The following is a 10,554-nucleotide window of genomic DNA, read 5'->3' as shown; positions in this document are numbered from 1 at the left end:
TTGGTACGATTTTCTGCCTGACGACCATTGGCACTGCCACTCATTAGCTGCAGGTAATCGACAATGATCAAACTCAGGCCATGCTCACGTTTTAAACGCCTTGCCCGTGCTCTCAGTTCAGAGGGTGTCAAACCACCGGTATCATCAATAAACAGCGGTGCTTCATTCAATAACGCAATGGCTGAGGTTAACCGGGGCCAGTCATCATCATTTAATCGACCGGTACGTAAACGATGCTGATCGATACGACCTAGCGATGACAACATCCGCATTGCCAATGAGTCAGCAGGCATTTCCATACTGAATACCGCAACGGGCTGTTTACTGTGAATCGCAGCATTTTCAGCAATATTCATTGCAAAAGTGGTCTTACCCATCGATGGGCGACCGGCGATAATAACCAAATCGGCAGGCTGTAAACCAGAAGTCTGATCATCAAAATCAATAAAGCCGGTTGGCAGACCGGTTATACCGCTATCCTGTTCAAACAGCGTATCAATTTTATCGACTACCTTACTCAGAACATCTTTGACCTGAATAAAACCGCCGCCACGTTTTGCACCTTTTTCTGCAATTTCGAAAACGCGTCGCTCAGCAGTATCGAGCATTTCTTCGCTATTACGGCCTTCAGGTGTAAATGCCATATTGGCAATATTATTACCAATCTGGATAAGCTGACGCAGAATCGAACGTTCACGTACGATCGAGGCGTAAGCTTTGATATTTGCTGCACTGGGGGTATTGCGCGCTAGAGCACCGAGATAAGCCAATTCACCGACTTTATCCAGTTCACCGCGCTGATTGTGCCATTCCGCCAACGTGATCACGTCTACCGGATTGGCTTGTTCCATTAATTCGGCTATGCCACGGAAAATAAGTTGATGGTCGTGACGATAAAAATCCTGATCAACCAGGAGATCAGATACCTGTTCCCAGGCACTGTTATCAAGCATCAAGCCGCCTAAGACCGATTGTTCAGCTTCAACTGAATGTGGCGGAACCTTCAGGGCCTGAGTTGCGCTGTCTTGATAGCTTTCTGGATAAGTTATCTGTTCCACAGCAATCGTCCAAGCTGGTTAAACAAGCATTTGATTCAATATTACCGAACCACAAAATGACTGGGACATGGAACACCATGTCCCAATTTTTAACTACTTTTTACTGCTCTTGCTCTTTGGCAATTGCTTCAGCTTCTTCACGCGCAACATCACGTGCTTTACGAGCTTCTTCAGCAGCAGCAATGGCAGCCAGCTCAGCTTCAGAAGTGATATTGACTTTCACACTCACAACAACATCAGCATGCAATTGCACGTCAATGTTGTATTCACCAGTGTGGCGTAAAGGACCTGTTGGTAAACGGACTTCATTACGGTCTACATCAGCGCCTTTTGCATTGACCGCATCAGCGATTTCTGCAGCAGTAACTGAACCGAACAATTTACCTTCAACACCAGCGTTAGCCATGATATCGACTTCACCAGCTGCAACCAGCTTTTTCTCACGTTCCTGAGCTGCAGTAAGTAATTTGGCAGCAGCCGCTTCAAGTTCAGCGCGACGAGCTTCAAATTTCTCTCTGTTGTTTTTATTGGCAGGCAAAGCCTTACCGGCAGGAACCAGGAAGTTACGACCATAGCCAGCTTTTACACTAACTTCATCACCCAGATTACCCAGCTTTTGAACTTTTTCCAGCAAAATTACTTGCATCGTTCTAACCCTCATTCGCAGTCTAGGACTGCTTATAAAATAACCGCGTTACGCGATTGCGCGTTTGCGAAAATTAAACCATTGTTCCAATATGCCCAGTGTGGCAGTTAAAATCATCATTTGCGGCAGCATTAACACCATCAGCACATACATTACGACTAACCAGGCGACTGACTTTTGTTTCAATCGAACAATTGCGTGTGCAACCGCGATACCTTGTAATGCAAAAAGCACTAACAGCACCGGTAAACAATCCACCAGCAGCGTCAGTGAACCCGCCATTCCAGTCAGGGATACCCCCATTAAAACGGCTGTCACAGTTGCTAGTGTTTTACCCAGAGTAATCTGAGTAAACTCACTGCCAAATGCTCCTTCGTTATATAACGAGGCTTGCCATGCACGGCCAATCAAAATGCCCAGAATAATATTGACACTTACTGCTGCGGCTATCAGACCGGTCATCATGCTGGCCATTTGTACCAGAAAGTTTTGCGTTTCCGTAGCATCCATTTGCCAACCGGATTGTTCAGATAGCAATTGAACAAACGGTGTCAGCATTTCCTGCCACCACAATGCCGGATTAGGCAAAAAGACATGCGAGATCAGTACCACCAGAATACCGACTCCGGCCGCAGCCAGAAGCGCCCGTTCCAAAGAACGGCTGTATCCCAGCACCAGGGTCACCAAATAAGCTGGTAACCAACTGGTCAGCAATAACGCTAATGCAATCCAGAGTTGTCCAAATAGCAGTCCGGCGACGGCAGCAAACACTACCAACGTTGCAGCCATTACCCGCAGACCTTCTTGAGGGCCTACACGTAATGTGGCCAGCACAATTACCCCGCTAGCGAGATAATTGAGTGGTGGGATCAACATTGCAGCAACCGATAGCAAAGCAGCTGCCAAAGCAGCCTGCCAACGACCTTTCATTGCAAAATCAGCGATTCCCCGCAACATAATATTTTGATCTTAACCTTACAACTGAAAAGCTAAATTACTTGTGCATGTCACAGTAAGGCAGCAATGCCAGAAACCGTGCACGTTTGACACAAGTTGACAGCTGACGCTGGAAACGAGCTTTAGTACCGGTAATACGACTTGGAACGATCTTGCCTGTTTCAGTAACGAAATTCTTAAGCAGGTTTACGTCTTTATAATCAATTTGTTTCACACCTTCAGCGGTGAAACGACAAAATTTTCTACGTCTGAAAAAACGAGCCATCGTGATATCTCCTGATTAGGCTTTTGAAGCGGGTTTTTCGTCGTCTTTGCGCATCATAGGAGAAGCTTCTGTAACAGCTTCGTCCATGCTGACAACAAGGTGACGGATAACGGCATCATTAAAACGGAAAGCAGTTGTGACTTCATTCAATTGCTCAACATCACATTCAACATTCATCAACACATAATGTGCTTTGTGAACTTTGTTGATTGGATAGGCCAATTGACGGCGGCCCCAGTCTTCCAGACGGTGAACCTGACCACCAGCAGCGGTCAAAGTTTGGGTATAGCGCTCGATCATACCGGGCACTTGTTCGCTCTGATCAGGGTGGACCAGAAACACGATTTCGTAATGTCTCAATTTGAGCTCCTCACGGTTTATACAGCTTGCTGAAAAATTTCAGAAAGCAAGGAGTTTTACCTATCAAAGGCAATCTGGCATTTTACTTTATTTTGCTACCTGCTCACAAGCGGCGTTGACGATCCGCTTCAAATAAGCAGACGCCTGCAGCAACAGATACATTGAGACTTTCGGCTGCTCCCTGCATCGGGATGTACATAACCTGATCACAGTGATCTCTGGTCAACCTGCGAATACCCTGCCCTTCAGCTCCCAGAATGATCGCCAATGGACCCTTGAGATCGGCCTGGTAAAGACTTAACTCACTCTCTCCAGATGTGCCGACCAGCCAGATACCTCTTTGCTGCAGATCTCTTAATACCCGCGCAAGATTGGTCACCTGAATAAATGGCAAGCGCTCAGCAGCACCACTGGAAATCTTGATCGCTGTCGGGGTTAAACCTGAGGCACGATCTTTTGGTGCAATCACTGCATGGGCTCCAGCCGCTTCCGCGGTACGCAGACATGCGCCCAGATTATGAGGATCCTGAACACCATCCAGAATCAACAGAAACGGTGTTTGCTGTAAATTATCCAGTATTACATCGAGATCGGTTTCATCCAATACCGCTAATGGATGACAGCGGGCAACACAGCCCTGATGACGACTTTCCGGCACCATATCATCGAGTTGCTGACGTTGGGTTTTGTGTAAACGAATCCCCTGATCACCGGCCAGCTTGTAAATGGTCTCCACACGTTGATCATGCCGCTCGTCAGCCACCCAGATTTCGGCCACACGTGAAACAGGCGACTCAAGAGCCGCCTGTACCGCATGTAAACCAAAAATCAAATCCTGGGATGGTGCCTGGTTTCTTTCTGATGTGCCTTTACGGCGTTTGGTAGGCTTCAGCTTCCTGTCCCTCTACAATAGGTTTAACAATAATTTCCACACGACGATTCAACTGTCGCCCGGCTTCGGTATCATTTGTGGCACGCGGCTCAAGTTCCCCACGGCCCATTGGCACCAGACGTTCTTTCAGCACACCTCGTGCCGCAAAGTAGTTCGTTACCGACTGCGCCCTGCGTTCAGAAAGTTGCTGATTGTAACTTTCAGACCCTTTACTGTCAGTATGTCCAATGACATGAATTATCGTTTTTGGATAACGCTGAAGCACGTCGGCAACTTTATTCAGGGTTGGCTCAAATGCCGGTTTGATAGCAGCACTGTCGAAATCGAATGATACTTCATTGGAAATATCGATTTTTAATGACTCATCCTGCAATTGCTGGATTTGCAATTCATTGCGAGCCTGCTCTTGAGCCAACGCTTCGTTCATTTCGCGTTGCTGATTATCCATATATCGGCCCACACCTGCACCAGCCAATGTACCAACCGCTGCTCCAGCTATTACCCCACCCGCACCATCATCAATCGCGTAACCAATTATGGAGCCGGCAGCAGCGCCAATGGCAGCGCCACGCTTGGTACGCATATTCGGATCATCTGCGGCGCAACCTGACAACATAATCGCGGTTGAGATTGCTGAGACTAATAAAACTTTTTTCATTGTTATGACTCCTCATTATTGCGTTGCATTCTAGACCCTACGTCATATGGTGACTATACTTGTTTTAAATCTTTACATACGAGAACCACTACTCATGGACCGTGACTTTATTGCTGTCAGAATTGCCATCCTAACGGTTTCAGATACCCGGACTGAATCCGATGATGTATCAGGAAAAACGTTAAAAGATCGTTTACTTGCAGCAGGACATGAGCTGGCTGACAAAAAGATTGTGACGGATGATATTTATCAGATACGTTCCGTTATTTCGCAATGGATTTGCGACGAACAGGTAGATGTCATTATCACCACTGGTGGCACAGGCCTGACAGGTAGAGATGGCACACCGGAAGCCGTAAAAGTGTTATTTGATAAAGAAATCACTGGTTTTGGTGAGCTGTTCCGACAGATTTCCTATGACATTATTCGCACATCAACCGTTCAGTCCAGAGCAATAGCTGGCGTGGCAAATGGCACGTTTATTTTTTGTCTGCCTGGTTCTTCAGGCGCCTGCAAAAACGCCTGGGACGACATTTTACAATACCAGCTGGATGTTCGGCATCGTCCCTGTAATTTTGTTGAACTTATCCCGCGATTGCGTGAGAAATGATCCACCTGCAATTATTTTCTACGGCTGGCTGTCATCTATGCGAATTAGCAATTGAGCAGATTCATGATTTGGCGGCGACTGGTCACATTAAATTGCAGATTATCGAAATTGGAGATGATGATCTGCTGGTAGAGCAGTATGGCATCCGCATACCGGTGATTAAATTTTCTGACGATAGTGAATTGAACTGGCCCTTCACGCAACAGGATATTCAGCAGAAAATTGCTGCTGCAAATCTGGAACTTTAAGTCGACTCACTGCTCTTAACTTTACTGTAAGTTAATCGCTCCGGAGTCACTTAATGAAAGCGTTAGTCTGGCCTTTTTTGGTTTTCTGGTCTGTTTCGACACCAATTCTTGCCGCCGAATTTCCGGCTATCCCGGGACAACGTTTTGATGTGGGCGGTTACCAACTACACATCCATTGTACTGGTAAAGGCAGTCCAACCGTCCTGGTGGATGTAGGACTTGGCGATGACTCTACTGACTGGCTGCCGATTCAGCAGGCAATTTCTCAAAACTCCCGGATTTGTGTATTTGACCGTGCCGGCTATGGCTGGAGTGATTTTGGTCCTGCTCCCAGAACCAGCAAAAGAATTGCGCGTGAACTGGAGATCTTATTGGAAGAAGCCGATATACCTGCTCCGTATGTTCTGGTTGGCCATTCTTTTGGTGGATACAACATTCGTATCTTTGCCGCCAATAATCCGGAGATGGTTGCCGGCATGGTATTGGTTGACGCATCACACGAAGATCAATACAACCAGTTTAAAATCAAATTACCCAATAATTTCAATCGCCGTGGCACTATTATGATTTTGCCTAAATCGACGGACAGTATGGCCCACGCTGATAAGCCACCAGTATTACGGGAACGAGCATTTCATGCTGCCCGAGCAGAAATTTCTGCTCTCGAACAAAGTGCAGTTCAAGTTCAACAGAATGCCGCCATCCCTGTAGTGCCACTGATTGTCATAAGTCGCGGTAAACCTGAATGGTATGGAGATCTGGTATTGCAGCAACGCGAAAAAACCTGGATTGATCTGCAACAGGATCTCACACGTTTATCGCCCATCAGCCAACATATGTTTGCCCATCAGAGCGGTCATGCAATTCCGCATGAACAACCCGAAATTATCATTGAGGCCATAGAACAGGTACTGACCCAGGCGAACGCCCGCAATATCCTTTAAAAACAGTTATACTGACCGCTTTTTTTAGCTGGATAACATGACTGTTCTTTACATTGATTCGGATGCGGCGTTAACACAATTTTGCTCGGAAATTCAGCACAGCAAATGGCTGGCAATTGACACGGAATTTCTACGCGAAAAAACCTATTATCCCCAGTTGTGCCTGATCCAGATTGCCAATGACGATATCATTGCCTGTGTTGATCCTATCGCTATAAAAGATCTCACTCCTTTGCTGGATTTACTCTATCAATCGGATATAACACTGGTTTTTCATGCTGCCCGGCAGGATCTGGAACTTCTGTATCTGTTAAAAAACTCCCTGCCACCAAATCTGTTTGATACTCAGCTGGCTGCAACCATTCTTGGGGATGGTGATCAGATTGGTTATGGCAACCTGGTGAAACAACGTCTTGATGTCAGCCTAGATAAAGCCCATTCCAGAGCTGACTGGACACAGCGTCCGTTAAGTCCGGAACAATTGGAATATGCAGCAGATGATGTACGTTATCTGCGTGAGCTTTATCATCAAATGTCTGCCGATCTGGAAAAACAACAGCGCACGGAATGGCTTAAAGAAGATTTTGCCGCCCTGTCCAATGCCGATAATTACGTTGCTGATCCTGAAACCATCTGGCGTAAAATCCGTGGGGCAGGTAAATTAAAAGGTGTGCAACTGGCGGTGTTACAACAACTGGCAGCATGGCGTGAACAGCGCGCGATGGATCGGGATCGTCCAAGGCGTTGGATTCTCAAAGATGAAGTGATGCTTGATCTGGCACGATTTGCCCCGGAAAAACCGGAAAAACTCAGTCAAATTCGCGGGCTTGAAGCAAGGGATATTGAACGCAGTGGTCGGGCCATTATTGACGTTATCAGCAAAGCCAAACAAACGCCGCCCGAACAATGGCCAATCTTGCTCAAACCTGAACCACTGAGCAATCAGCAGGAAGCTCTGATTGATGCGTTGATGGCATTACTACGCAAATTCTGTGATGAGCAATCGATAACTCCTATTGCCGTGGCCAGCCGTAAAGACATTGAAAAGCTGGTACGTGGAGATAAAGATCTTGCTTTATTACAAGGTTGGCGATATCAAATCGTTGGCCATCACCTGACTGATTTCATCAGTGGCCATCTGTCAGTCACTGCTGATACACAACAGATTCATACAAAAGAGGTATAGCAACATGTCGGTACTTATCTGTGGCTCATTTGCCTACGACAATATTATGGTGTTTCCGGATCAATTTAAAAATCACATTCTGCCTGACAAAGTGCATATGCTGAATGTAGCGTTTCTGGTACCGGAATTACGCCGTGAATTTGGTGGCTGTGCCGGTAATATTGCTTTCAATATGAAACTGTTGGGTGATGAGCCGGTGCCGATGGGGACTGTGGGCAGTGACTTCGCTACCTATGCCGCCTGGATGGATAAATTTTCAATTATCCGTCGTCATGTACATGTCAAAGACGAGCATTTCACTGCTCAGGCTTATATCACAACCGATATTGACGATAACCAGATCACTGCTTTTCATCCAGGGGCAATGAACCTGGCTCATGAAACCAAAATCAGCGAAGCGCAAAATATCAAATTGGGCATTATCGCTCCGGATGGTCGTGATGGCATGATTCAACATGCCCAGCAATTTGCTGATGCCGGCATTCCGTTTATTTTTGATCCGGGTCAGGGTTTACCGATGTTTGATGGTGAAGATCTGCTGCAATTTGCCAGACAGGCAACCTATATTGCATTGAATGACTATGAAGCCCAGTTATTTGAAGACCGAACGGGTCTGCCACCCGAAGAAATAGCCAAACTTGTTGAAGCGTTAATCATTACCCGTGGTGCTCAGGGCTCACATATCTATACTGAAGGTAAACGCATAGATATCCCATGTGCTAAAGCTGAAAAAGTTGTGGATCCTACCGGTTGTGGGGACGCTTATCGTGCAGGATTACTTCATGGTATTTTGCATGGTAAAGATTGGGAAATGACTGGCCGTATCGCATCGTTGTTAGGTGCCATTAAAATAGAACAACACGGCACACAAAATCATCAATTTACTATTGAAAGCTTTGCAACACGCTTTGAAAAAAGCTTTGGTATGCAGTTAAGCTAGGTTTGATTAAAAGCTCTGAGGCTGTCGCTTTACGGGCAGTTTCAGAGCAAATAATGACAAAGCTGCAATATCACGGCGGCAAAGACTCCCGCTATCACATCATCGAACATTATCCCCACACCACCATGTAACTTACGGTCAGCCCATGAGATGGGCCATGGCTTCCAGATATCAAACAATCTGAACAATACAAAGCCCAAAAGCATCCATTGCCAACCTGCGGGAGCAGCAATCATCGTCACCAGATAACCAACAATTTCGTCCCATACCACAGCAGAAGGATCGTCCTTTTCAAGCCAATTGACTGCTTGCTGACAAATCCAAATACCGGCGATAAAAGCAACAGCAGTGATTAGTAAATAACTAAACAGCCCGACATCTTGTATTAACCAGTAGATGGGTAATGCGACCAATGTGCCCATGGTGCCAGGTGCTTTAGGGGATAATCCCGAACCAAAGCCATAGGCCAGCATACAGGCTGGTCTTTTGAGCAATTGTTGAAAAGTGACCTTATTATGCGAAGTGGTCATAGCCTGCCTTTATTTCTGAGAATACCTGCCATTCACCTTGGGCATTCTGATAATAAATACCTTCGTCTTCAGTGATTTCACCAATCACATGAATCATCTCAGGAAATTGATGTTTAAGTCTCGCCACATTGTCCGCAGTCGCGGTAAAACATAATTCGTAATCATCACCGCCCGTCAATGCCAGTTGCGTCGCCATTGCTGTGGGCAGTTTTTTCAACGCTACAGAGAATGGTAAAGCGGATACATCCAGCTTTGCCCCTTTGTGACTCGCATTGAGTATATGATTTAAATCAGCCAGTAAGCCATCTGAAACATCAATTGCCGCATGTGCTTTGCCTATCAGTTGCTGACCGATTTGATTACGCGGGGTGGGCATTTCCAAACGTTGTAACAGATATTCAATATCTGTATCGGTTAACAATTCTGTTTCAAGTTGCCCCAATCTAAATTGAAGCCCTGCGGCGGCATCACCCAGGCATCCGGTTACACAAATCAAGTCAGCCGACTCTGCAGCATTACGCTGCAATATATTATGCTTGGCTACATGCCCATGAACCTGAATGGTAATGGTTAATGGACCACGGGTAGTATCCCCGCCCACCAGCTGAATCTGATATTTTTTGGCGATACAGGCCAGGCCGGCTGAAAACTGTTTTAGCCAGTCATCATTAATTTCAGGCAAGGTTAAGGCCAGAGTGAACCAGGCAGGTTGAGCCCCCATTGCGGCCAGATCACTCAGGTTGACGGCCAGAGCTTTGATGCCCAAACAATACGGATCAACATCAGCAAAAAAATGTATGTCTTGTACCAATGTATCAATTGAGACAGCCGTATAGCTATCCCGCGGATTGTTTAAAACAGCACAATCATCACCGATCCCCACAATCACATCTTCACGACGCGTCGTTAACGCCTGGAAATACTGCTCAATCAGTGAAAATTCGGGAGAAGGTTTCATTCAAAAAAAGCCCCGTCTGGATGGTTTTATCTTTTCGGGGCAGTTAATCAATTCGCTTTTTTCTGAGCGCGAGCGGCTTTGGCAGCCTGATATTCTGCCTGGCGTAAACGTGCGCCCATTTTATCGAGAACCCCATTAACATATTTATGACCTTGTTCCCCGCCAAAGGATTTAGCCAGTTCAACGGCTTCATTCAAGACCACGCGATACGGGATATCCGGACGGTGGATATATTCAAAAACGGCGAGACGTAATACGGAAATCTCAACAGGGTCGACCGTGGCTAAACTTCTGTCTACCGC

15 protein-coding genes are annotated in these 10,554 nt (G+C 46.3%); 5 read left to right on the top strand and 10 right to left on the bottom strand.

The window, feature by feature from the left end:
- The 7 genes from B3M51_RS00315 to B3M51_RS00285 form a co-directional block, all read right to left on the bottom strand.
- A partial coding sequence (locus tag B3M51_RS00315) for a DnaB-like helicase C-terminal domain-containing protein (protein ID WP_292756060.1) occupies positions 1-1,058 on the bottom strand: 1,058 nt, incomplete at its 3' end.
- A 100-nt stretch (positions 1,059-1,158) separates the two neighbouring features.
- Complete coding sequence (rplI, locus tag B3M51_RS00310) at positions 1,159-1,704, bottom strand: 50S ribosomal protein L9 (RefSeq protein ID WP_349676677.1); 546 nt, start codon at positions 1,702-1,704, stop codon at positions 1,159-1,161.
- Positions 1,705-1,752: 48 nt separating this feature from the next.
- Positions 1,753-2,661 carry a DUF2232 domain-containing protein gene (locus tag B3M51_RS00305; protein WP_292756058.1) on the bottom strand — a complete coding sequence of 303 codons (909 nt, stop codon included), beginning with the start codon at positions 2,659-2,661 and terminating at the stop codon, positions 1,753-1,755.
- A 37-nt stretch (positions 2,662-2,698) separates the two neighbouring features.
- A complete protein-coding gene (gene rpsR, locus B3M51_RS00300; RefSeq protein WP_292357806.1) occupies positions 2,699-2,926 on the bottom strand; it encodes a 30S ribosomal protein S18 in 228 nt (75 codons plus the stop codon).
- A gap of 15 nt (positions 2,927-2,941) precedes the next feature.
- Positions 2,942-3,286, bottom strand: a complete 345-nt coding sequence (gene rpsF, locus B3M51_RS00295) for a 30S ribosomal protein S6 (protein ID WP_292357805.1) — start codon at positions 3,284-3,286, stop codon at positions 2,942-2,944.
- A gap of 103 nt (positions 3,287-3,389) precedes the next feature.
- Positions 3,390-4,118, bottom strand: a complete 729-nt coding sequence (gene rlmB / locus B3M51_RS00290; RefSeq protein WP_292756056.1) for a 23S rRNA (guanosine(2251)-2'-O)-methyltransferase RlmB — start codon at positions 4,116-4,118, stop codon at positions 3,390-3,392.
- A 37-nt stretch (positions 4,119-4,155) separates the two neighbouring features.
- Positions 4,156-4,836 (bottom strand): OmpA family protein, encoded by a 681-nt coding sequence (locus tag B3M51_RS00285; protein ID WP_292756054.1) that lies wholly within the window; start codon positions 4,834-4,836, stop codon positions 4,156-4,158.
- Positions 4,837-4,930: 94 nt separating this feature from the next.
- Between B3M51_RS00285 and moaB the strand changes: the two genes are divergently transcribed.
- From moaB to B3M51_RS00260, 5 genes are read left to right on the top strand one after another with little or no spacing between them, the layout of a single operon-like run.
- Positions 4,931-5,446: a molybdenum cofactor biosynthesis protein B gene (gene moaB / locus B3M51_RS00280; protein WP_292756052.1), complete on the top strand. Its 516-nt coding sequence runs from the start codon at positions 4,931-4,933 to the stop codon at positions 5,444-5,446.
- On the top strand, positions 5,443-5,694 hold the full coding sequence (locus tag B3M51_RS00275; RefSeq protein WP_292756050.1) for a glutaredoxin family protein: 252 nt from the start codon (positions 5,443-5,445) through the stop codon (positions 5,692-5,694). Before moaB ends, B3M51_RS00275 begins: the two co-directional genes overlap by 4 nt.
- Before the next feature lie 53 nt (positions 5,695-5,747).
- Complete coding sequence (locus B3M51_RS00270) at positions 5,748-6,638, top strand: alpha/beta fold hydrolase (protein WP_292756048.1); 891 nt, start codon at positions 5,748-5,750, stop codon at positions 6,636-6,638.
- A gap of 37 nt (positions 6,639-6,675) precedes the next feature.
- Positions 6,676-7,824 carry a ribonuclease D gene (gene rnd, locus B3M51_RS00265; protein ID WP_292756046.1) on the top strand — a complete coding sequence of 383 codons (1,149 nt, stop codon included), beginning with the start codon at positions 6,676-6,678 and terminating at the stop codon, positions 7,822-7,824.
- A 4-nt stretch (positions 7,825-7,828) separates the two neighbouring features.
- Positions 7,829-8,764, top strand: a complete 936-nt coding sequence (locus B3M51_RS00260; RefSeq protein WP_292756044.1) for a carbohydrate kinase family protein — start codon at positions 7,829-7,831, stop codon at positions 8,762-8,764.
- 41 nt (positions 8,765-8,805) lie between these two features.
- Here B3M51_RS00260 and B3M51_RS00255 read toward each other — a convergent pair whose 3' ends face one another.
- The 3 genes from B3M51_RS00255 to B3M51_RS00245 form a co-directional block, all read right to left on the bottom strand.
- Positions 8,806-9,294, bottom strand: coding sequence for a phosphatidylglycerophosphatase A family protein (locus B3M51_RS00255; protein ID WP_292756042.1), 489 nt, complete (start codon positions 9,292-9,294; stop codon positions 8,806-8,808).
- Positions 9,278-10,252: a thiamine-phosphate kinase gene (gene thiL, locus B3M51_RS00250; RefSeq protein WP_292756040.1), complete on the bottom strand. Its 975-nt coding sequence runs from the start codon at positions 10,250-10,252 to the stop codon at positions 9,278-9,280. The genes B3M51_RS00255 and thiL overlap by 17 nt, the downstream gene beginning before the upstream one ends.
- Positions 10,253-10,299: 47 nt before the next feature.
- On the bottom strand, positions 10,300-10,554 hold a 255-nt coding region (locus tag B3M51_RS00245), incomplete at its 5' end, for a transcription antitermination factor NusB (protein WP_292756038.1).

The sequence above is a fragment of the Methylophaga sp. UBA2689 genome (assembly GCA_002354555.1).
GTDB lineage: Bacteria > Pseudomonadota > Gammaproteobacteria > Nitrosococcales > Methylophagaceae > Methylophaga.
Note: the sequence above shows the minus strand (reverse complement) of the source record. Positions and strands in the feature narration are given on the sequence as shown.